At 40.6% G+C, this 23,514-nt stretch carries 19 protein-coding genes and 1 pseudogene; 13 read left to right on the forward strand and 7 right to left on the reverse strand.

Translation table 11 applies throughout. From position 1 onward, the window contains the following. Positions 1-100: 100 nt before the first annotated feature. Positions 101-787, reverse strand: a pseudogene (locus tag ACYRY3_RS16490) (bestrophin family protein); the annotation flags it as partial. A 50-nt stretch (positions 788-837) separates the two neighbouring features. Between ACYRY3_RS16490 and ACYRY3_RS16495 the strand changes: the two are divergent. Both ACYRY3_RS16495 and ACYRY3_RS16500 read left to right on the forward strand, forming a co-directional pair. After that, on the forward strand, positions 838-3,468 hold the full coding sequence (locus tag ACYRY3_RS16495; protein ID WP_460202707.1) for a beta strand repeat-containing protein: 2,631 nt from the start codon (positions 838-840) through the stop codon (positions 3,466-3,468). A 45-nt stretch (positions 3,469-3,513) separates the two neighbouring features. Then, complete coding sequence (locus ACYRY3_RS16500; RefSeq protein WP_460202708.1) at positions 3,514-6,486, forward strand: two-partner secretion domain-containing protein; 2,973 nt, start codon at positions 3,514-3,516, stop codon at positions 6,484-6,486. An 18-nt stretch (positions 6,487-6,504) separates the two neighbouring features. On the opposite strand, the gene ACYRY3_RS16505 is transcribed toward ACYRY3_RS16500, so the two are convergent. From ACYRY3_RS16505 to ACYRY3_RS16520, 4 genes are read right to left on the reverse strand one after another with little or no spacing between them, the layout of a single operon-like run. Further along, positions 6,505-6,840, reverse strand: coding sequence for an element excision factor XisI family protein (locus ACYRY3_RS16505; protein ID WP_460202709.1), 336 nt, complete (start codon positions 6,838-6,840; stop codon positions 6,505-6,507). Continuing rightward, complete coding sequence (locus tag ACYRY3_RS16510) at positions 6,828-7,040, reverse strand: element excision factor XisH family protein (RefSeq protein ID WP_460202728.1); 213 nt, start codon at positions 7,038-7,040, stop codon at positions 6,828-6,830. The genes ACYRY3_RS16505 and ACYRY3_RS16510 overlap by 13 nt, the downstream gene beginning before the upstream one ends. 56 nt (positions 7,041-7,096) lie before the next feature. Beyond that, entirely contained in the window at positions 7,097-9,043 is a 1,947-nt protein-coding gene (locus ACYRY3_RS16515) for a sensor histidine kinase (RefSeq protein ID WP_460202710.1), read from the reverse strand. Between the two features lie 17 nt (positions 9,044-9,060). After that, positions 9,061-9,741 carry a response regulator gene (locus ACYRY3_RS16520; protein WP_460202729.1) on the reverse strand — a complete coding sequence of 227 codons (681 nt, stop codon included), beginning with the start codon at positions 9,739-9,741 and terminating at the stop codon, positions 9,061-9,063. Between the two features lie 445 nt (positions 9,742-10,186). Between ACYRY3_RS16520 and ACYRY3_RS16525 the strand changes: the two genes are divergently transcribed. Continuing rightward, positions 10,187-11,737: a hypothetical protein gene (locus tag ACYRY3_RS16525; RefSeq protein WP_460202711.1), complete on the forward strand. Its 1,551-nt coding sequence runs from the start codon at positions 10,187-10,189 to the stop codon at positions 11,735-11,737. 17 nt (positions 11,738-11,754) lie between these two features. Then, positions 11,755-12,171 (forward strand): DUF1822 family protein, encoded by a 417-nt coding sequence (locus ACYRY3_RS16530; RefSeq protein ID WP_460202712.1) that lies wholly within the window; start codon positions 11,755-11,757, stop codon positions 12,169-12,171. Between the two features lie 130 nt (positions 12,172-12,301). Here ACYRY3_RS16530 and ACYRY3_RS16535 read toward each other — a convergent pair whose 3' ends face one another. After that, positions 12,302-12,466: a hypothetical protein gene (locus ACYRY3_RS16535; RefSeq protein ID WP_460202713.1), complete on the reverse strand. Its 165-nt coding sequence runs from the start codon at positions 12,464-12,466 to the stop codon at positions 12,302-12,304. Positions 12,467-12,857: 391 nt separating this feature from the next. On the opposite strand from ACYRY3_RS16535, the gene trmD reads away from it, so the two are divergent. Together trmD and ispF are read left to right on the forward strand one after the other, a co-directional pair. After that, positions 12,858-13,640: a tRNA (guanosine(37)-N1)-methyltransferase TrmD gene (gene trmD / locus ACYRY3_RS16540; protein ID WP_460202714.1), complete on the forward strand. Its 783-nt coding sequence runs from the start codon at positions 12,858-12,860 to the stop codon at positions 13,638-13,640. A gap of 57 nt (positions 13,641-13,697) precedes the next feature. After that, on the forward strand, positions 13,698-14,177 hold the full coding sequence (gene ispF / locus ACYRY3_RS16545; protein WP_460202715.1) for a 2-C-methyl-D-erythritol 2,4-cyclodiphosphate synthase: 480 nt from the start codon (positions 13,698-13,700) through the stop codon (positions 14,175-14,177). A gap of 69 nt (positions 14,178-14,246) precedes the next feature. Here ispF and ACYRY3_RS16550 read toward each other — a convergent pair whose 3' ends face one another. Further along, complete coding sequence (locus tag ACYRY3_RS16550) at positions 14,247-14,414, reverse strand: hypothetical protein (protein ID WP_460202716.1); 168 nt, start codon at positions 14,412-14,414, stop codon at positions 14,247-14,249. A 256-nt stretch (positions 14,415-14,670) separates the two neighbouring features. On the opposite strand from ACYRY3_RS16550, the gene ACYRY3_RS16555 reads away from it, so the two are divergent. The 7 genes from ACYRY3_RS16555 (at position 14,671) to argH (ending at position 23,338) form a co-directional block, all read left to right on the forward strand. Then, the gene (locus tag ACYRY3_RS16555) at positions 14,671-16,449 is read left to right on the forward strand and encodes an ABC transporter substrate-binding protein (RefSeq protein ID WP_460202717.1); all 1,779 of its coding nucleotides are present in this window, start codon (positions 14,671-14,673) and stop codon (positions 16,447-16,449) included. 11 nt (positions 16,450-16,460) lie between these two features. Then, positions 16,461-18,272: an ABC transporter substrate-binding protein gene (locus ACYRY3_RS16560; protein WP_460202718.1), complete on the forward strand. Its 1,812-nt coding sequence runs from the start codon at positions 16,461-16,463 to the stop codon at positions 18,270-18,272. Between the two features lie 183 nt (positions 18,273-18,455). Next, positions 18,456-20,279, forward strand: a complete 1,824-nt coding sequence (locus tag ACYRY3_RS16565) for an ABC transporter substrate-binding protein (protein WP_460202719.1) — start codon at positions 18,456-18,458, stop codon at positions 20,277-20,279. A 68-nt stretch (positions 20,280-20,347) separates the two neighbouring features. Continuing rightward, positions 20,348-21,136 (forward strand): nickel pincer cofactor biosynthesis protein LarB, encoded by a 789-nt coding sequence (gene larB / locus ACYRY3_RS16570; protein WP_460202720.1) that lies wholly within the window; start codon positions 20,348-20,350, stop codon positions 21,134-21,136. 39 nt (positions 21,137-21,175) lie between these two features. After that, a complete protein-coding gene (locus ACYRY3_RS16575) occupies positions 21,176-21,421 on the forward strand; it encodes a hypothetical protein (RefSeq protein WP_460202721.1) in 246 nt (81 codons plus the stop codon). A 182-nt stretch (positions 21,422-21,603) separates the two neighbouring features. After that, positions 21,604-21,810: a hypothetical protein gene (locus tag ACYRY3_RS16580; RefSeq protein ID WP_460202722.1), complete on the forward strand. Its 207-nt coding sequence runs from the start codon at positions 21,604-21,606 to the stop codon at positions 21,808-21,810. A gap of 100 nt (positions 21,811-21,910) precedes the next feature. Next, positions 21,911-23,338: an argininosuccinate lyase gene (gene argH, locus ACYRY3_RS16585; RefSeq protein ID WP_460202723.1), complete on the forward strand. Its 1,428-nt coding sequence runs from the start codon at positions 21,911-21,913 to the stop codon at positions 23,336-23,338. Positions 23,339-23,514 lie beyond the last annotated feature (176 nt).

Consider the following 23,514-nt stretch of genomic DNA (forward strand, 5'->3'; position numbering starts at 1 on the left):
TTTGTTTTTTTAAGCACTATTTTAGTTTAAAAGCTACAAAGTCAAACGACAAGGCTTAATGTTTTGAGAAAAGTCATATTTTTACCGCTAAAAAAGAAAGTCAAAGTTGCCAACTACGTATATTACTAGGAGCAACTGCAATTAACTCCTCAACATTCTTTTGCATAGTATTGCAAATTACATGCAAGGGTAAGTCATTTGGATCGTGTCCAAAAGGTTCTTCAATTTCTGAACCAATTTGCTCGATACTTAATAATGTAAAACTTACAAAAGCTAAGACTAAACACGTCCACCAAGTGAGATAGCTAACTATTTCAAGAGGTAATATTAGGCAGTAAATCCCTACTAGTAACCTAAGTTTGATTGCATATATTAGAGGCAGTGGGGTTTTCAGAATACGTTCGCACCCTCCCAAAATATCTAACAATTCATCTACTAAATTATGTAAAGCAGTGAGTTGATAAATATTGAGAGAATTGCGTTCATACTGATACTGTAAGTAATCCCTAATCCACAAAGTAATTTGTAGTGGCTGATGCTTTACATCTTTCATCTGAAAATATTGAGTTTTTGACACTAAGGATAAGGAGACTAATTCATCATTCAAAGATTCCGATCTTAGATGAGTCTTCATTGTAAAAGCAAAAGCAACGACTAGACGAAGCATTGCTTCTTTCTCCTGCCTATCTTTAGGGAAATCCTCTCTAACAACTATGTAAATACCCTGAGCTAAATTACGAACTGTATTAACTAAAGCCCCCCATAGTTTACGACCTTCCCAAAATCGTTCATGAGCTGTATGGGGGAAATATTAACTTAGATGTCAAAGGTGAAATCTTGCTCGTTGGAGGAGAGACTGCGCCGACTGGGGAATCGACCAGAATTACCTTAGGTGTGTTACCTAGGGGAGTAGGTTCGGGTGGAAATATAGACATCAAGGCTGGTTCTTTAATACTCACAGAAGGTGCGATTGTTAAAGCCAGCGCTCAAGGAGAAGCACAAACAGGGGCTGATGCTGGAAGTGTAACAATTGAAGCAGGCATTGTTGATATTTCAGGAAGTGTTCCTAAAAGTGGATTACCTAGTGGAGTATTTAGTAGTACTGATACCTCTGGTAAAGCTGGTGATATTACTGTTAATGCACAGAAATTCCGGATTGCAGACGGAGCAGCTTTGAGCGCCCGCACCAACGGAGATGGGCAGGGTGGGAATATCACAGTCAAGACTGGCTCATTTGAAGCAATCAATGGTGGACAACTGATCGCTACAACGTTTGGTAAAGGACAAGCAGGTAATATCTTTGTTGATTCAAAAAACGAAGTGTTTGTCTCTGGCAGGGACTCGAATTACGATACACGCATGAGAAAGATTGGGAACTATAGCAACAAACCAGATTTTGAGCTAGTTGCCAACTATATCCAAAATGGTTCTCAAAGTGGACTATTTGTTAACACTCGTGGAGAGGGAGATGGAGGAAATTTAACAATTAATACCAGTCAATTACTTGTGCGCGATCGAGCAGAGGTTAGTGCTAGCGCTTTTGGTGAGGGCGATAGTGGAAAATTGATTGTTGATGCAAGCGAGAAAGTAGAGTTGATTAGTGGTTCTGGCTTGTTTGCTCAAGTGAACCCAAATGCAAAAGGGAATGCAGGAGAGTTGTTAATTGATACTCATCAATTACTTGTGGGAGATGGGGCGCTAGTTAGCGTTAACACTTTGGGTCAAGGTAATGGAGGAAAATTGACTATCGATGCAAAGCAGAAAGTGGAATTGATGGGTAACGGTTCTCGCTTATCTGCTCAAGTTAACCCAAAGGCAATCGGAAACGGGGGCGACATTAATATCACAACTGGATTGCTGTCAATGACAAATGGTGCTGAACTAACTGTCGTAACCACTGGAAAAGGTAATTCAGGCAACATTAATATCACAGCTGACCAATTTTCTATGACAGAGAATGCTGCACTCATAGCAGATTTAGGCGTAGACGGACAAGGACGGGGGGGAAATATTAACTTAGATGTCAAAGGTGAAATCTTGCTCGTTGGAGGAGAGACTGCGCCGACTGGGGAATCGACTCGAATAACTTTAGGTGTGCTGCCAAACGGGAGAGGTTCAGGTGGAAATATAGACATCAAGGCTGGTTCTTTTATACTTCAAGACGGCGCAATTATCAAAAACAGTACCCAAGGACAGGGAAACGCGGGCAATATTTACATCAAAGCAGATGTTGTTGACATATCGGGTAGTGTTCCTAGTAGTGGATTACCTAGTGGATTATTCACCAGTACCAATACCAATTTTGCTGCAGGTAACATTACTGTTGATACTCGTACATTCCGAATTACAAATGGTGCAGCTTTAAGCGCCCGTAGTAAAGGAGATGGGCAAGGTGGTAACATTCGAGTGAATACTACTGGTTCCTTTGAAGCAGCCAATGGTGGACAGTTGGTGTCCACAACATTTGGTCGGGGACAAGCAGGTGATATCTTTATCAATGCAGAAAGTCAAATCGTTATCTCTGGTAACGATCCAAATTACACCGAGCGTCTTGCTAAATTTCCCAATCCTATCAGTTCACTTGTTGCTAACGATATTAAAGAAACAGGTTCTAATAGTGGACTATTTACCAACACAGAACCTAACTCCATCGGTCAGGGAGGCAGTATCGGTATTCAAGGTAACTCGCTGACCCTGAAGAATAGTCAAATCAACGCTCGCACTCAAGGTACGGGAATTGCAGGTAGCATTAATGTTAATGTTAACGGACTTCTCAGCGCTACTGACAGTGATATTATTACTGCGGCAGAACAATCGAATGGTGGTGCGATCGCCCTTACAGCCAAAGACATCCGCTTATTTGGTGACAGCGACATCACCACCAATGTAGGGAGTGGCGCAGGTGATGGTGGTAATATCAATCTCACTGCCAACTCCATCGTCGCCTTTAATGACAGTGATATCCTGGCGTTTGCTCGAGATGGTAAAGGTGGAGATATCACCTTCAATACCCCTGCATTCTTTGGACAAAATTACTTGCCCGCTCCTTCTGGCACCGATCCCCGTACTCTAGATGGGAACAACCTTGTTGATGTCAATGCCAGTGGTAGAGTGTCTGGTGCGATCGCCTTACCTGACACCAGTTTTCTTCAAAATAGCTTGAGTGAGTTACCTGAGAATCTAATCGATACTAGCAACTTGATTGCTAACAGTTGCATTGCACGCAATCAAAGCCAGGAAGAGGGGAGTTTCACGATTACGGGTTCTGGTGGCTTAGCGGATCGTCCGGGAGATGCTTTGATGTCAGTGTATGCTTTTAGGGCTGTGCGTACCATACCAAATGCCTCCCCATCCACTAACTCGACTCGTCGCCCTTGGCAAAAAGGCGATCCGATTGTGGAACCACAGGGCGTGTATCGCTTACCTTCTGGTCAGCTTGTGTTGAGCCGAGAATGCGCTGAGAGATGAAATTTGACTATATATTTTTACAAACTAGTTTTGACAAAAAATTATATGTATAAACAAGGGCGATTTGGATGTTTGCAGTTAGGGTTGGTAGGGTGTTGGGTTTTGGTGGGTGCATTCGTATTGATAACAAGCAAGCAAGCAAGCGCACAAATCATACCTGATACTACGCTGGGAGCAGAAAGTTCAGTTGTCACACCCAATGAAGCGATCCGTGGTTTGCCGAGCAATCGCGTCAATGGGGGGGCAAATCGTGGAGCTAACCTGTTTCACAGTTTTCAAGAATTCAATATAGGTGAAGGAAGAGGGGTTTATTTTACTAACCCTCCAGGAGTGGAGAACATTCTCAGCCGGGTAACGGGGGCTAATCGTTCCGAGATTCTGGGGAGGCTGGGTGTATTGGGGAATGCCAACTTATTTCTGATGAATCCCAATGGTATTATTTTTGGGCAAAATGCCAGATTGGATGTTGAAGGGTCATTTGTTGCAACAACAGGAAATGCCATTCAATTTGGCAATCAAGGGTCTTTTAGTGTTTTGGCAGATGAAGCCCATTCATCGCTGTTAACAATCAATCCTTCGGCTTTGTTATTCAATCAAATAGCTGCAGCACCAATTACTAGTTCAGGGTCTCTACAAGTTAGTTTTGGTAGCAGCTTATTATTGGTGGGCGGCAGTATTACCTTAAATGGTGGACAAATAACAGCTCTGGATGGACGAGCAGAGTTGGGAGGATTGGCAGGATCTGGTACGGTTGGATTAACATTTAATAACAATAATTTCAGCTTGAACTTTCCCTCAGGAGTACAACGAGCAGACGTATCCTTATCCAGGAATGTTGTGGTTAACGTCCGTAATGGAGGTGAGGGTAGCATTTCTGTCAATGCTCGGAATTTCAATCTTGTTGAAGGCAGCAGTCTCCAAGGAGGAGTTGCTTTAAATATAGGTGATACTAAAAACCGAGCGGGAAATATAGACATTAATGCAACAGAAACGATTCTCCTTGATGACAAAAGCTTTATTGCTAATGATGTACAGTCTGGAGCCTTCGGCAATTCAGGTGACGTTAATATCATTACCAAATTATTGACCGTAAAAAATGGTGCTCAGCTGGAAACCTTGGCTCTCGGACAGGGAAATTCAGGTAGTGTGACTATTAATGCTTCCGAGCAAGTTTTGTTTGATGGAGGATTCGCAAACAGTGGTGTAGATCGTGGAGATAAAAGTGGAGGTATAAATATTACAACTGGAACGCTTTTTGTGACTAATGGTGCCCAACTGTTTGCCAATACGGGAGGAAGTGGGAGCTCGGGGAGTATCAGAATTAATGCTCGCGAGGGGGTTTTATTTGAGAACAGTTCGGTATCCAGTTCTGTCAACTTAAATGCTCAAGGTAGCAGTGGTGGCATTGATATTACAACTGGAAGGCTTTCTGTGACTGATGGTGCTCAACTATTCGCTAGTACTCAAGGAACGGGAAGCACGGGCGGGATCGCTATCAACGCCGACGATACAGTCTTGTTTGATGAAAGTTCCGTCTTTAGCAATGTGACTAACACGGGTAGTAGTAGAGGTATAAATATTATAACAAGAGAGCTTGCTGTAACTAATGGTACTCAATTGTTTGCCAATACTGAAGGGCAAGGAAATACAAACGGTGTAGTTATTGATGCTAGAAATGAAGTTCAAATTGAAAACGGACTGATATACAGCAACGTCACTAACACGGGCAATAGTGATGGCGTTGGCATAAAAGCTAGATCGCTATTTATTACTGGTAATAGCCAATTAAGTACTAATACTCAGGGAGAGGAACGTGCAGGCAATGTAACGATTAATGTCCTTGATACTACCTTATTACAAGGAAAGACGAGTGATGAAAAGCCTCTTGTTGTACTGACCACTGTTACAAAAGAGGCTAGAGGTAGTGGAGGTGTTATAAGTATTAAAACTGGTTCGCTCTTTGTGAGAAATGGGGTTCAACTTATCGCTAATACTCAAGGTGAGGGAAATGCGGGTGATGTTATCATTGATGCCCGTGATACTGTTTCATTTGAGGGAAAAAACAGCAGTGGAACTGCTAGTGCTGCACTGACTAGTGTCGAATCAGGCGCTAGGGGTCGGGGCGGTAGTATCAAAATTACTACTAGGTCACTATCTATAAGCGATAGCGCTCTATTACAGGCTAGTACTTTTGCACAGCAAGATGCGGGAAGTGTTCAAATAGAGGCTACTGGTTCTGTTAACTTAAAAAATGATGCTTTGATATCTGCTCAAAGTCAGGGGATTGGCAGAGCAGGCAATATCTTGATTAACACCCGTCAAACTTTAAATGCAAGCAATAGTAATATTAGCACCTCTGCTTTTCAATCTTCGGGGGGTGCTATTGATATAATTGCCAAAGACATTCGTTTGTCTGGTGATAATGATATCACTACCAACGTCTTCAATGGTATAGGTGGTGGCGGTAATATTACACTTAACGCTGAATCTATCATTGCTTTAGATGATAGTGATATCCTTGCATTCGCTCAAGAGGGTAGAGGTGGTGATATCACCTTCAATACCCCTGCATTCTTTGGACAAAACTACAATCTGGTTCCAAAGAGTACCGATCCCCGTACTTTGGATGGAAATAATCGTGTTGATATCAATGCCAGTGGTGCAGTGTCAGGCGTAATTTCTATTCCCGACACCAGTTTTCTTCAAAATAGCTTGAATGAGTTACCAGAAAACCCAATAGATAGCAGCAGTTTGATTGCCAGTAGTTGCATTGCACGCAGTAGCCGTCAGCAAGAGGGCAGCTTCACTATCACGGGTTCTGGTGGCTTACCGGATCGTCCGGGAGAAGCTTTGATGTCAGTGTATGCTTTTAGGGCTGTGCGTACCATACCAAATGCCCCCCCATCCACTAACTCGACTCGTCGCCCTTGGCAAAAAGGCGATCCGATTGTGGAACCACAGGGCGTGTATCGCTTACCTTCCGGTCAGCTTGTGTTGAGCCGAGAATGCGCTGATTGATTGTGTGCTATTTATAATTCAGCCTACAGCAAAATCTGTAAATGGTCGCACATAAGGTGGGTGAAACCCAACTACAATATCATGCTTTGGCACGCCCATCGCTGTCAGCTGCTCGCCTACTTCCTCTTCTGTACCATTCCACTGAATCCAAATCTTACCATCTTTGATATCAAAATGCATTACAGGACCAAATACCCTGCGTTTATTTTGCCAACCAATGTATAGCAGTTGATAATGGTCTCTTTCTACATCATAAATCGTTTGAACTTCAATTTCATTATTAGATGAAGCACGGTTGGCATATTCTGCTATTAGTTGACGAATACATTCTCGATACTTTTCTAGGTCTGCCATCGTACAATTTCCTCCGCTTCTATATCATAAACTAGAAGATTGACTTGACTGCGTTTGATAATAGATTGAATAAAAGTTTTAATCAAAAAATCGTTGTATGTATTTAAAGGAACCGCCAAATATAAAACTCGTTCAGCACCTATCTCTTCTAAAGCATATCGATAAAATGGAATTAAGATGAGTATGGGTTTGACAAAAATTTCCTACCTCCCATTAAATTCATCCCATTGAGCGATGGAACAAGTGCTTTATTTTGCTAGGAAGGAAATTTGCGAACTGGCTGAGATAAAGATTTAAGGTAATTTATGAAATGACTTTTATTGCCTCTCAAAGACCAGGTTAATTCGCATGAAGTTCCACGAGGAGAAACAGATTCTCGCTTAAAATGACCTCCCAATTTTTTAGCTAAGTTTATAGCTTGTTTTGTTCCTTTATTTTCTGAATTTGAACAAATACCGCACCCATTATCTTTAATGCTGAGAGTGTAATAGCCTTCGTTTTCTTTACCAGTAGCTTGAATGCGTTTGGCTCCTACTGCGTGTTTGCCAACATTGCATAAGGCTTCTTCTAAAAATTGACAGAGTTCTCGTTTCTGTTCGATACTTAAATATTTCTCTTCAATCGGGTCAAACGAACGGCTTTTCAATTTAAGATTTTGAAAATGGGTGAGGTCTCGTTTGAGCGTACTGGTGTAAACCTCATAGAAAAGTTCGTGAATGGGAAGTTTTAAATCTAGTTTTAAGCCACTGACTAAAAGAAGGCTTTCTTCTTGATTTATGGCTTCTAATTTCAGGTGTTCGCCTATTGCTCGAATTTCTCGATCGAGGTTTTCTAATTGACCGTGTAAATTATCCTGTGGCAAATCCTTGTCCTGAACGCATCTTAATGCATGAGCTAGTGTTTGCAAGGGTCCATTGTGAATGAGAGTAAATGCGTGGTCAATAGTGCGTTGGCGTTCGTTAAGTTGAGATTGCATAGCCCGATCGCGTTGATAAAAAGCAAAAGCACTCAAACCCACACCATTGATACTTAAAATTAACAAATTGGGTGCGACAGGAACCCACCAACCCGATGCAAGCAGTAAATAACTACCTCCAAATAGGGAAAGACTCGTCACGCCAACAGCAAATAAATTCATAAGTACGGATTGAGTCAGCCGCCCGATGACAATGGGAATAAAACCCCAAACCGCAATCCACAGATATTCCCACTCATCTGACCAAACTTTTAACAGTGGTCGTTCATTTAGAACTGCACTAATAATCTGAGAACAAGCATGAGCGTGAAATGTGACCCCAAAAATTTGACCGTCAGGTTTTAAACCAGTAACGGCTTCAGTATTGATGTAGTCTGGAACGCTGGGAGCCGTTATACCTATCAAAACAATGCGATCGCGAAACCATTCTAGCTTAAATTTATTAGTTTTAATATCATCAAGAGATAAAACTCGAAATGGTTCTTTTCCACTCCGCCAGTTGAGTAATGTTTGAACACCACCTGCATCTATTCCCACGTATCCGCCGGTATTAGGCAAAACGCGAGGAATTTCAAGAGAAGCAAATCGCATAGTATCGGGGTCACGAACCCCATTTTTTAAAGGAATACCTTCACTTGATAAATAAGCTTCTGCTAAACGCAAAGGCAGGGAAAACTTGTAGTTTTGACCCTCCTGTGATGGTGGCGTACCAAGAAGAATCCGCCGGGAATTGCCATCTTTATCTAGTAGAGCATCTGCGAAACCAACTTGGTTGTTAGGTATATCTGGGGGTGGTGCATATTGAGGTGGTAAAACTTTTTCAATAGCAATTAAATTTTTACTTTGTTTAAATACATCAACCAGTTCTTTATGACCGGGTTCAACAGGCACATTTCTAACAATATCTAGACTAATAACTCTTGGCTTATAACTTTGTACTTTCCTAATGAGTGCTGCAATCTCTTTATCTGGAATGGGATAAGTTTTTGCACTCTCGATATCATTTTCAGTTATACCGATAATGGTGATTCTATCATCCATGGGTTCCGGAAGACGCAGACGCAGAAAGTTATCAAAAGCCATCCACTCTAGAGGCTGCACTAACCCGTATAAACGAGCGATGATGACAATCGCCAAGACTGCAAATCCTGGTAACGCTCCTGTTCGCCAGATGGCAAGTTCTTTTTTAATTTTTCTCCAAATCTCCGTCCCAGAATCCCCAGTCATGAATCATAAACTCCTCATTAATCAATTAGCCCTTCTTCTCTTGCACGGATTGTCGTTTGAATTCGCATATTCTTACCTTCGAGCTTGCAATCTTCAGGATAAACACCCAGAACGTCTTGGATTTTAGTCCAATAGGAACGGACAGTTCGTTCGTGGATGTGCATGCGCTCGGCAATAGCTTTATCTTGCAATCCTTCTTCAAAAGCTAGCTTCAAAACTTCCAGCCACTCTGGCTTAAATTCCAATGCTGTTTTGATATCTTTTGTATGGGTTATACCTTGTAGCGCCAGGTTAACCCTGTTTAAAATTTCCTGTTCCGAAAGCCCTTTATTGGCGATAACAAAGCCACCTTCATGGTCATCAATTTCACGTTTAATACGCACTAATGCCTTAATATAACTGCTTTGCACTACAAGATTGAGTGTAGGATACTTCTTCATTAAGGTCTTTAGCAGTTGAATACCTGTATCAATTTGAGCCATCATTCCAGACTTCTCCGGAATCGATAGGTCTATGACAACGAGGTCAAGCGGAAAGCTTGCTACTTTATCAACAGCTTCTTGTGCGGTTTCAGCTTTGAGAATTTCCGCGTCTGGATACTCGTGCTTTAGTATATTCAGGCTTCCACTCAGGATTAATTGGTGGTCATCCACCACGAGAATTCTTTGCTTTCCTTGATTTGGTAAATTTTGGCTCATCATCAATTCCTTAAAGCTTACTTTTACCGCAGTTTTTTGTTGAAACTCATTGGCTTAGCACACAAAAGCCAAAAGTTCAAGAGCAATTCGGCAGTATAGCCGTTACGCTTCGCGTATGGCACTCACATACAGTAATTTTTGATACATATTTAACGGTCGTTGGCTTACCTCTTAACGCATTTACCCATTGTATTAGAGGCAGATTTAGCAGCGCATACAGAAAAGTGTATTTTTGGCAGCCCGGTTTGATATTTAACACAGCACAAAAAGTTAGTGCATAAATTGAGCCATATTTTTTATCTTATTGATTAAGCTCAATAAATTGCAATTTTTCAACTTCTTAGCCCAAGAAATATATAGTAAGCGCACTGTCTACTCAATTTCAAGGGTTATGAAGAAATGAAAATATTCTTATCTGTATATTTAGAGAATTTGGAATGTAAACATGAATCAGAACGAAACCTTGTATAGATTCTATACGTTTCCTCAACTAGAACTGAAAGAAAATCACTGGACTATTAAGTGGTTGTCAGATTCTAAGTTGTGTCAGAATATTAACAACATCAAACGGCAAAATCTTCTATTGACTGAAGAAGATTTTGCATTGCATTTTTTAAACACATACTTACATGCTCCAGAAAATGCTGAAATAGAAGTCCATTTAAAGGCTTTTTTAGCAAGCTTTAGTGTTGAGATTGTTAGACAATTTGAGAAAACACTAAAATGCCATAGCAGAAATAGTTATGATATTTTAAGCATTCTTCAAGAGGCTTTTCAAACTACTTGTAAATACGCCTCAAATCCCAAATCTTTCTTTCGAGGCTTTCAAATTCGGGAGAGAAACGAGTATTCTTATCACTCAATCAAAAAATACATTAAAGAAAGAATATATGGTTTGGTTAGAGATGAGTTAATCAAAGAAAAACAAGTGAGCCAAGCGAGCAAGCATACAAATTTGGGCTTAGCTGCTAAATCATCTCAAAAACGAGTGAGAGATGCTTTAGAAGCTCAAGGTATAACCCAAGAGCCAATCATTAAATATATTGGAATATGGAACACTTTTCAAGAAGCAAGAAAAGCAAGTCAAAGCGATATAAGTTCACTTACAGAGAAACATTTTGAGGAAATAGCATGGCGCTACAGTCAGTTAAATTCTGTAGAAATTGATGGGAAAACTATTAAAATATATCTAGAAGATATTGGTAGAGCAGTTCGCGATTATCAAAATCCTAAAACTTATTCTTTAGATGTTCCCTCCAATCCAGAAGATACTACGAGTCTACCTCTTGTTGAAAACATTCCAGATACATCTTTGGTTGAAAGTTGGGATAGATTACCAAGGGAGGAAGATAGAGAAAAGCTGCGAATTTTTCTAGAAAAACAAATACAAGAACTGGATATAGAAGCTCAAAGTCTTTTGTTACTTAGACATGGCTTCCAACTGGTACAAAAACAGATAGCTGGAGAAATTAATAAGGATACAGCTACTGCTAACCGTCGTTACAACAAACTCCTAAAACTTTTAATAGAAAAAATAAGGGATTGGAGAAATCAACATTTGAATAGGAATGGGAAAGAGTCTGAGCGAGATTTTACTTCAGAGGAGTTGAAAGAAATCAAATCTAGTCTAGTCACTTTTCTTGATGACTACTATTTTTATAATTTTTTTCAAATTTTTCAGGAAACTTTCAACAGTTTACCAGTAAAAAGTCAGGGTATTTTGGTCTCCTACTACCGTAATTATTTTAACCAACATTACTGCGAATCCAGTCATATTGATGGTAGCTCTAATGGTTCTCAATTAAATGACGATTTTCTCTCTGAAGCTTGCGAATTCTTGCAAACAGGAATATCGCAGCTAATACGTAAATACTATTCATTGAGGTTGAAATCGGATGGAGCAGCTTGCTTGCAGCTTAAAAACATGGAATTTATTAACAAATTCCTGACATATATAGAGAATAGAGAGAAGAAACTGTCATTTGATAATACTTAAATAAATGGAGAACAAGAATGAAACTGAATTTGCAAGAGCTAAGAAAACTCTATCCAGAACAAATTTGGCAGGAGTTTTCAGAAAAAGATTTAAAACAGAGAGAATCAACTATCCGGCGTTATTCCAACCAAACTGCTCAAAATAATGCAGATTTAAACTGCTGGTGTCTCAACGCTCTTAGAGCTTGGGTGAAAGAAAACCTTGGTGATTCGATAACAGTATTACCCAGCGAAGCTGATTTACCAACTATTTGGGATGTCGTCAATGGTACAGCCATTACTATTGGTAAAACCCGACTTGTTCTCATTCCTGATGAAGCAGCAGATACAGAGACATTAACAGTACCGCAAGAATGGGTTGATATCCCTGAATGGATGGCAGACTATTACTTAGCGATACAAGTTAACATGGGTGTCCTCATTTCCAGCGATTGAGCTTTAAGTTGCGGCATTGTGTTTCTCCTGTCAACAACTTCAGGTGAATTAAACAAGGTTGTTCGCCTTTATGATTTTGCGTTTGCCTCATTAAGAGGACAGTGCTTTATGCACAACATTCCTCAGTTTGCTAGTGTCTTTGCCGTTCCAAAGAAGTCAGCACCTTGTTTCTCACCTGACGAGTGTTGGGGTGTAAAAGTGTTGGGGTGTGGGGGATAATAAGTGGTTTAAATACCTGTACCCCAGAAGATTGGGTTTGAAGCCATTGAATTTGTTCATGGAGAAAAGCAACCACGCTCTTTACCCTCACACCCCTGTCCCAATACCCTTCTCTACCCCTTATAAAGGGGGACAAGCAGGTCATGACACGCTTTTTTCTGAGGCTGGCTTGATGCATCCTGGAAGTTGTCAACTCGGTGAGTTTAATAATTTAGATGTAGATGTGACAATATTTAAACATAAATTAAGTAGTTAGAAAAACTTGTATTGCCACGGAAAATGTTATTTTTCCGGTACTTTTAGATACTCTCGATCGAGTCATTTGTCCTTTGTCCTGTTGTCGTTTGTCTAAAGTGCCTCACTTTTTACGATTGACAAATGACCAAGGACGCTCCTTACCATATAGGTTTATTTGTACCAACCTACTTATCCAAGTTTAAGAATAGTGTCCTCCAATACGAAATACTGTGCGCTTTGATATAGTTACGCTATTTCCTGACTGTTTTACCTCAGTTCTCAGTTCCGGACTGATAGGTAAAGCTCTAGCAAAACAGATTGCTCTGGTAAACCTGGTTAATCCACGGGACTTTACTACCGACAAGCACCGGAAAGTTGATGATGAACCTTATGGCGGCGGTGTAGGTATGCTGATGAAGCCAGAACCTATCTTTGGCGCTGTCGAGTCACTTCCTGTTTTACCGCGAAGACAAGTTATTTTAATGAGCCCTCAAGGTCAAACAATCAATCAACCCCTTTTACGAGAACTGGCTACAAACTACGATCAATTGGTCATCATCTGCGGTCATTATGAAGGAGTTGACGATCGCGTTCTACATTTGGTCGATCGCGAGATATCCTTGGGCGATTTTATTCTGACTGGGGGTGAACTGCCAGCAATGACTCTTATTAACGGTGTCATACGCCTTCTACCTGGAACGGTTGGTAAAGCTGAGTCTCTGAAAGCAGAAAGCTTTGAGGAGGATTTGTTGGACTATCCTCAGTATACTCGCCCTGCCGTGTTTCGCGGTTGGAAAGTTCCTGAAGTCCTCCTTTCCGGCAATCACGCTGCCATTGCCAAGTGGCGGTACGAACAACAAATCGCTAGAACTCGCCTGCGCCGTCCCGATCTACTCAAACACTGGGAGGATACGAGAGGGGTAGGTAGGAATGAAGGAGTGGGGGACAATGGGGACAAGGAAGATAGGGAAGACAAGTGGGACAAGGGAAAGGAGAATAACTCATGTCCTTAGCCCCCAGTCTCTTGACTCTTGACTCTTGACTATTAACTATTGATTCTTAACTAAAACATGAATATTCGCATTGGTAATGGTTACGATATCCACCGCTTGGTGAGCGATCGCCCTCTCATTCTGGGAGGTATTCATATTCCCCATTCCTTGGGTTTATTGGGACACAGTGATGCTGATGTTCTCACCCACGCGATTATGGACGCCATGCTGGGGGCGCTTTCTTTGGGAGATATTGGACATTATTTTCCTCCCTCAGATCCCCAATGGGCAGGGGCTGATAGTTTGGTGCTTTTGACTCAAGTCAACCAACTGATTTGCGATCGCGGTTGGCAGATAGGTAATGTTGACTCAGTGGTTGTCGCAGAACGGCCAAAATTAAAACCTTATATTGAGAAAATGCGGGAGAAAATAGCGGGGGTTTTGCAAATAGAACCCAATCAAGTTGGTGTTAAAGCCACCACCAACGAAAAACTAGGTCCTGTAGGTCGCGAAGAAGGGATTTGCGCTCATGCTGTAGTTTTGCTGACTCAAGGGTAAATATTAATTCAAAATATGATGCCTTGGACGGTACGATATCTGTAATTTTTTCTGAGACATTGCCGCACCCTAAAGCACCTTTCCTCTTTCATACAGCATTGGTCTAGTCATCTCAAATAACTCAGTTTCTTTGTTTAACAAGACTGCTATTTTGTCGTCCAAATCAAAGAAACTGGTTTTTTTACCTAATCTTTGAATGCTCGTTTGGCGTTTCAGGCAAAGCTTTTCATCAGGCATTTTCAAGCTCTGTCTCCGCTCTTAACAAATCGTCATTTAAAATTTACTTTACACCACCTTAATGCAAATTATAGATTGAAAACGTAAATTAACTAGGATGGAATTTTATTGAATGGGTAAATTCTACACACTCAAAAGTTTAAAAAACTGCATATTGCATCAAATCTAAAATTATCATTCTAGATAATAATTCTGAGTTGTTAGTTATTTTAGTCTCTGCTGCTAACCGTCTTAACATATCTAAAAATATAAATTTATGCTCTCTGTTATTTTCCGAAAGTGGTTCATTATCTTGCTAGTGCTTTTTAGTACTATAGCTATAGCATCTTGCAATCCAGCTAATTTTAAAACCCAAGCAGCAGTACCCCAAATAGTTGTAAGTACTTTAAGCGATCCCAAAACCTTTAATTATGCTCTAAATAGTGAATATCCCAATATTTTTAGCTTCATCTATGAAGGGCTAGTTTCTGAAAATGGAATCACTGGGGAACTTGAACCAGCCTTGGCAGAGTCTTGGGAAATATCCCCTGACAAACAGCAAATAGTGTTTACGCTGCGGAATAATCTCAAGTGGTCGGATGGCGAACCCCTGACAGCAGATGATGTGATTTTTAGCTACAATAAAATTTACTTCAACCAAGAAATTCCAACCTCAATCAAAGACATAGTGAGGATTGGTGAAAAAGATAGCTTCCCCAAAGTAGAAAAACTTAGCGATCGCCGAATAAAATTTACATTACCAGAACCATTTGCTCCGTTTTTAAGAAATGCAGCAGTTGCGATTTTGCCAGCCCATGTACTACGTGAGTCTCTAACAACTAAAGATTCAGAAGGAAAACCACAGTTTTTGGCAAAATGGGGAACAGACACTCATCCAGGAAAAATTATTTGTAATGGTCCTTACCGGATGGTTAATTATGCAACGAGCGAACGGATAATATTTGAACGGAATCCTTACTATTGGCGCAAAGATAGCCAAGGCAATTCTATGCCGTATATTCAACGTTTTATCTGGCAAATTGTCGAGTCTACAGATACATCCTTACTTCAGTTTCGTTCTGGTGGATTAGATGCTTTAGGCATCTCTCCCGAATATTTTGCCTTGCTCAAACGTGGTGAAAAAAGGGGCAAATACACTATATATAACGGTGGACCAACGCTGAGCACAACTTTTATAGCCTTTAACCTTAATAAAGGTCAAAGAAATGGCAAACCACTTGTAGATCCTATTAAATCTCGTTGGTTTAATCAATTAGAGTTTAGACAAGCAGTGGCTTACGCCATCGATCGCGAGACAATGAACCAAAATATTTTTCAGGGTTTAGGTGAATTGCAAAATTCACCTATTTCCGTACAAAGCCCTTACTATATTACTGCAAGAGATGGTTTAAAAGTTTACAATTATAACCCCAAAAAATCGCAAGAGCTACTTTTAAAAGCAGGATTTAAGTATAACCAAAAACATCAACTGCTTGATGCTGAGGGTAACCGTGTTCGTTTTACTATGATTACCAATTCTGGAAATAAAATTCGTGAAGCAATGGGTTCTCAAATTAAGCAAGATTTGAGTAAAATTGGAATCCAAGTAGATTTTGCTCCTTTAGCTTTCAATACTTTACTAGAGAAGCTAAACAATACCATTGAATGGGAATGTTATCTCTTAGGTTTTACTGGTAGTATTGAGCCGAATGAAGGTGCAAATGTCTGGTCTGTCAATGGCAGTTCCCATCGTTTTAATCAACCAGCTAAACCAGGAACTACTCCAATTGTTGGAAGGGAAATATCGAATTGGGAAAAGGAAATTCATCGTCTTTATATTAAAGCTTCGCAGGAGCTAGACGAAAACAAGCGGAAAGCCATTTATGCAGAAACTCAACGAATCACACAAGAAAATCTGCCGTTTATTTATCTGATAAATCCTCTTTCTATGTCAGCGGTTCGCAACCACATACAAGGAATAAAATATTCAGCTTTAGGCGGTTCTTTATGGAATATCCATGAATTAAAAATTGTACAAAAAAACACTATCAATTAAAGAATTTAGTAATGAGACTTAATAATTTTACAAAAATTTTCCGCTCTAGTGGTGTTTTTGTTCTACTGGCTCTTCTAGCAGTATTAACTCTTAATGGCTGCAATCCCAGTCAGTTTAAAACTCCTGGTGCTCAAGTGTCACAGCTAGTCATTCCTGCTTCGACAGATCCTAAAACTTTTAACTACGCTCTTATCCAAGAATCACCCAATATTTCAGCTTTTACTTATGAAGGACTAGCTAAGGAAAACGGACAAACAAAGGAAATTGAGCCAAACTTGGCTGAATCTTGGGAAATTTCCGAAGATAAGTTGAGGATTACCTTTACTTTGCATGAGGGCTTAAAGTGGTCGGATGGTGAACCTCTCACCGTTGATGATGTTGTTTTCTCCTTCAATAAGATCTATATGAATCCGCTGATTCCCTCTTATTTTCAGGATGGTATTCGTATAGGTAAAAGCAAGGCTTTTCCCAAAGTCCGAAAACTCGACAATAGACGGGTAGAATTCACTTTGCCAGAACCGTTTTCGCCTTTCTTACGCATTGTTGCAGCAGGGACAGGAATCTTACCAGAACACGCCTTACGTCAAGCTGTGGAAACAAAACGAAGCGATGGACAACCGCAGTTTCTGTCTACATGGGGAACAGACACAGACCCCAAGAAAATAATTGTCAATGGACCTTACACAATTGAGAGTTACGCACCAAGCCAACGCGTGGTCTTTCGGCGCAACCCTTACTACTGGCGTAAGGATACACAAGGAAACCAGCAACCTTATATTGAGCGTGTTGTTTGGCAAATTGTAGAAAATCCTGAAACAGCTTTAATGCAATTTCGTTCTGGAGGCTTAGATTTACTAGAAATTAGTGCTGGAAGTTTTCAATTGCTCAAGCGGGAAGAAAAGCGTAGCAAATTTAACATTTATAATGCGGGACCAGATTCTGGTACAAGTTTTATGGTTTTTAATCTCAACAAAGGTCGTCGTAATGGAAAGCCTTTGGTAGATCCCATTAAGTCTCGCTGGTTTAATAATGTTGCTTTCAGGCAGGCAGTTGCTTATGCAATCGATCGCCAAACCATGATCAATAATATTTTACGTGGATTAGGTGAAACGCAAAACTCTCCAATTTCCGTCCCCAGCCCCTACTTTCTTTCTTCCAAAGACGGTCTGAAAACCTATGACTACAATCCGGAAAAAGCCAAGCAACTTTTATTAGGAGCGGGATTCAAATACGATAGTAAAGGTCAATTGCTAGATGCAGATGGAAATCGAGTGCGTTTTTCAATGTTAGTTTCCGCTGGTGGTAGACCTACAGTTACACCCAGAATTCAACAAGATTTGAAAAGGATTGGCATTACGATGGATTTACAGTTCCTAGATTTTGGTGTCATTGGAGAAAAAATTTCTAACACTTTAGATTGGGAATCTTGGTATGGGGCTATTACAGGAGGTATTGAGCCAGCTAACGGTTACAATATTTGGTCTGTTGATGGAAATTTCCACGTTTTTAATCAGAAGCCTCAAGACAAAAAAGACCGTATAGAAGGATGGGAAGCTTCTGATTGGGAGAAGAAAATTGACAATCTTTACATTCAAGGCTCTCAAGAATTCGACGAATCAAAACGCAAAGCTATTTATGCGGAAACACAACGTCTATCACAAGAGTATTTACCTTTTATTTACCTGTTTAATCCACTGTCTTTAGCTGCAGTACGTAATAACCTTGAGAATGTAAAATACACTTCCATTTTCCCCGCTCCTGATAACTACATCTGGAATATATACGAGATGAAAGTTACAAATAATAAGGGAGTGAGTGGTTAGTAGTTAGTGGTTGGTGGCTAAATTGAGGTAGTTTTTGATTTTCTTGTGGATGGGCGTTCCAAGCGTCCTTCCTAATTTCAAGCTCCTTTTCTTTTCCTAAACTCCGATCCTTACCCCTGACCTCTATTCCCAATTTCCCATCCCTTAAGCTGTATGATGCGAAAAGACTAGAATTTCGCTCCTATGATGTTTTCTCTCTTCCGTCATCGCCGCCGTTGGTTTTCAGTAGTTTCGATCTTGATTTTAGGGTTGGTTTGCCAGTTAGCTTTTACCAGTTGCAACCCAGCAAAGTTTAAAACTGCGACGGCACGAAATGTATCCCAATGGGTTACCAGTACTATCGGTGACCCACAAACTTTTAACTATGCCTTTAATAATTCGTATCCTCATGTCTTTTTGTTCACGACTCTGGGGCTTACTACTCTGAATGGTGAAACTGGCAAAATAGAACCGGATTTAGCTGAATCTTGGGAAATTTCTAATGATAAAAAGCACATCTTTTTTACTCTGCGAGAGGGTTTAAAATGGTCAGATGGAGAACCACTGACAGCAGATGATGTTATCTTTACTTATCAAGATATAATTTTTGACTCAAAAATTCCCACTGATTGGAAAGATAGTCTTAAAATTGGTTCGAGTAGTGCTTTCCCCAAGGTACAAAAAATAAGCGATCGCCAGGTTGAATTTACTCTCCCTGAGCCCTTTGCACCATTTTTATATACGACTACAGGAGCGTCAACCAATTCAATTGGTATTATGCCAAAACACGCTCTGGCTGAATCATTAAAATCTCAAGACCCAAATGGAAATCCTCAATTTTTATCCACTTGGGGAACAGGAACCGATCCCAGGAAAATTGTTTTTAGCGGTCCTTACACAATAGAAAGCTATAGTCCCAGCCAGCGAGTTGTGTTTCGGCGCAATCCTTACTACTGGCGTAAAGATAGTCAAGGCAATCAATTACCTTACATAGAGCGTATTGTTTGGCAGATTATTGAATCTACCGATGCTATCATACTTCAGTTTCGCTCCAAAGGATTAGATATAGTCGAAATTTCTCCAGAGAATTTTTCTTTACTAAAACGGGAAGAGAAACGAGGAAAATTTACCATTTACAATGGAGGACCTAGATTATCTCAAACTTTTATATCATTCAATCTTAATAAAGGTCGGCGTAAAAACGGACAGCCTGTAGTTGACCCGATAAAATCTCGTTGGTTTAATACTTTAGCTTTTAGACAAGCCGTTGCTCATGCTATTAACCGGGAGGCATTGCTAAATAATGTTTTTCGGGGAATTGGCGTGGTACAAAATTCACCAATTGAGGTACAAAGCCCGTACTACCTTCCTCCAGAAAAAGGTTTGAAAGTTTATAACTATAACCCAAACAAAGCTAAAGAATTACTTTTGAAAGCAGGGTTTAATTATGATAGCAGAAATCAATTGCTTGATGCAGATGGAAATCGCGTGCGCTTCTCATTAATAACGAATGCCGAAAACAAAACTCGTGTAGCAATGGGAGCACAAATAAAGTCTGATTTAAGTAAAATCGGTATTCAAGTTGATTTCAATGCAATTGCTTTCAATACCCTTGTAGATAAACTGACAAATTCACTTAATTGGGATTGCTATCTGTTAGGCTTTGTTAGTGGAGGACCCGAACCTCATGATGGGATTAATGTTTGGTTACCAGAAGGCGCTTTGCATACATTCAATCAAAAACCGCAACCAGGACAAGACCCTCTGATTGGTTGGAAAATAGAAGATTGGGAAGCGGAAATTGGTCGTCTGTATAAACAAGGAGCGCAAGAGTTAGACGAAGAAAAGCGTAAAGAGATTTATGCTGAAACACAACGCCTGACGCAGGAAAATTTGCCCTATATTTATCTAGTTAATCCCTTGTCTCTATTAGCCGTGCGAAATCGCATTCAAAACGTTAAATTTTCCGCAGTTGGTTCTCAAGCAGGAACAATGTGGAATAAATATGAACTGAAGATATCAGAATAGTTATTGGTTAGGAGTTAGTGGTTAATAGAATAATTAATCCTTAACAAAGGACAAAGGACACAGGACAAATGACAAATGACAAATCTCTACGTTCGCTCTTAGAATCCGTTGCCAATGGTAGCGTAACTCCAGATTATGCTGTAGAAAAACTCAAACATTTAGCTTACGAACCTGTGGGTGAATTTGCCAAAATAGACCATCACCGCAGCCTGAGAACTGGGTTCCCCGAAGTTATTTGGGGACCGGGCAAAACTCCCGAACAAATTGCTCAAATTATGCAAGTGATGCGCCAACGAAACCCAGTCGTGATGGCTACTCGTATAGACCCATATGTTTATGTGGCGTTGCAACCTAAAGTGAGAGATTTGCGCTACTATGACTTGGCACGAATTTGTGCTATCGCTCCTCCAAGTATTGAATCACAGTATCCCGGTACAATTGGCATTCTTTCTGCTGGTACTGCCGATTTACCCGTAGCTGAGGAAGCTGCTGTGACTGCAGAACTTTCTGGTTTTCAGGTACAACGTCTTTGGGATGTGGGAGTTGCTGGAATTCATCGCTTGCTGAACAACCGTCATGTTATTGAATCAGCATCAGTGTTAATTGTTGTGGCGGGGATGGAAGGTGCTTTACCCAGCGTAGTTGCAGGATTGGCAGATTGTCCCGTAATTGCTGTTCCTACGAGTATTGGTTACGGCGCAAGTTTTGGAGGATTAGCACCTTTGTTAACAATGCTTAACTCTTGTGCTGCTGGTGTAGGGGTCGTTAATATTGACAATGGTTTTGGTGCAGCAGTTTTAGCAGGACAAATTTTGCGAACAGCCGAGAAATTGCGGTTGGCATCCACGGAGTCTTGAGGTTATGACGGTGATACTCACCTAAGACTGAGGATAAAAATGAAACCTTGGATTAGCCTAGCTGCATTTGCCTTAAGCTTTCTATTAACGATTTTTATCTCTACGAATGATGTAGTCACCGCTGAAAGTAGAGTTGATACAAATTGTACTTATAACGGTATCAAACTTTACGGCAAGGTGAAGATTGACAAAGATTTTCCGGATGTAACCGTGCAAAAGGTTGATAGATTTGCTGATTTACAAGTTCAACAAGTCACAACTTTTCCCGAAGAGTGTGGCAAGTGAAAATTTGTTGAAGATTTTCCTGACTTTAAAGTCAAATTTGTTAAGGATTTTGCTGACATCAAAATAAAGATGGTTGACCTTTTTCCCGGTCTACCTTGGTTGAAAGTTCACCAAAATTTAGTTATTCCTGCCAAACTGTACTACTGGTTTTAAGTCTTGACTATTAGGTTTTGTTAAAAAATATGGACATAATTACTGATTCTATATCTCATTTAATTTGGTTGTTCCATGTGGATTGGACTGTATTAGGTCAAAATATTACCGATCCCAACATTCTCGGTCAGATGCAGAAAGCTTTTACCCACTTTGTGCAAACGGGTCAAGCCTGGGCACTATTGATTGGATTGGCACTTGGTTATATGATTCGGAATTTGACAAGTTACGGCTAAAACCAATTTGTTGGTAGTTAGCTGTTAGTAGTTAGTAGTATTTTTGAACCACTCTCTACTAACCACTAACTACTAACTACTAACCATTCCCTGAAAGCATATGACCACACAACCAACTTGGAGTCAACGGTTTGAATCAGCGTTGCATCCCGCAATTGCTCGCTTTAATGCGAGTATTCATTTTGATATTCAGCTTATAGAATACGATCTGACTGGGTCTGAAGCTCATGCCAAAATGCTAGCTCACACGGGTATTCTTTCTCAGGAAGAAGGAGAGCAACTTGTTAGGGGTTTAGAACAAATTCGCCAGGAATATCGCCAAGGCAATTTTAACCCCGGTATTGAGGCAGAAGATGTCCATTTTGCCGTTGAACGCCGCCTGGTGGAAATTGTGGGGGATGTAGGTAAAAAGTTACACACTGCCCGTTCTCGAAACGATCAGGTGGGTACTGACACTAGGCTCTACCTTCGCGACCAAATTCAACAAATTCGTCAGCAGTTGTGTGAATTTCAAAATGTTTTATTAGGGGTTGCCGAACAACATCTTGAAACACTAATTCCAGGTTATACCCACCTGCAACGTGCCCAGCCTCTGAGTCTCGCCCATCACTTGCTGGCATACTTTCATATGGCACAACGTGACTGGGAAAGGCTTGGAGACGTATATCGCCGAGTGAATATTTCCCCGTTAGGATGCGGCGCTTTGGCTGGGACTACTTTCCCTATAAACCGCCACTACACTGCCGAACTCTTAAAGTTTGATGGCGTTTATGCTAATAGCCTTGATGGAGTAAGCGATCGCGATTTTGCGATTGAATTTCTCGGTGCTGCTAGCATCATTATGGTTCACCTCAGTCGCCTTTCAGAAGAGGTGATTTTATGGGCATCTGAAGAGTTCCGCTTTGTCAGTCTTAAAGATAGCTGTGCTACAGGTTCGAGTATTATGCCCCAAAAGAAAAACCCCGATGTTCCAGAATTGGTGCGGGGTAAAACTGGGAGAGTATTCGGTCACCTGCAAGCAATGTTGGTGATGATGAAAGGATTACCTTTGGCATACAACAAAGACCTGCAAGAAGACAAAGAAGGTTTATTTGATAGTGTAAACACCGTTAAAGCTTGTCTTGAAGCAATGACGATTTTACTTCAAGAAGGTTTGGAATTTCGTTCCCAGCGCTTGACACAAGCAGTAACAGAAGACTTTTCCAACGCTACAGATGTAGCAGATTATTTGGCAGCGCGGGGAGTCCCTTTTCGGGAAGCGTATAATCTTGTGGGCAAAGTGGTTAAAACCAGTATTACCGCAGGCAAACTCCTTAAGGATTTAAGTCTACAGGAGTGGAAAGAGCTTCACCCAGCTTTTGAAGCAGATATCTATGATGCAATATCTCCCCGTCAAGTTGTTGCTGCTCGCAATAGTTATGGTGGTACGGGGTTTGAACAAGTGAGCCAAGCACTTGCTGCTGCACGCACTCAAATCAAAAATAACACTCAGCAATTAGCGATCGCCAATCACCTAGGCAATAGCTAACTGCTAACTGCTTTTCTCATAATTATGGGCGTACAAAAGTACGCCCCACATACCGAAAAGAGCAATCATTTGAGTAGTGGCTCTACTCAGCATCAATAGCTGCTGCGCCCTCATCTTCTTCACTCTTCGGCGGTCTCTGCTGGAATCTTCTGTTATGCATCCGTCCTGTTGTAGTC

This window comes from Scytonema sp. NUACC21 (assembly GCF_054684315.1).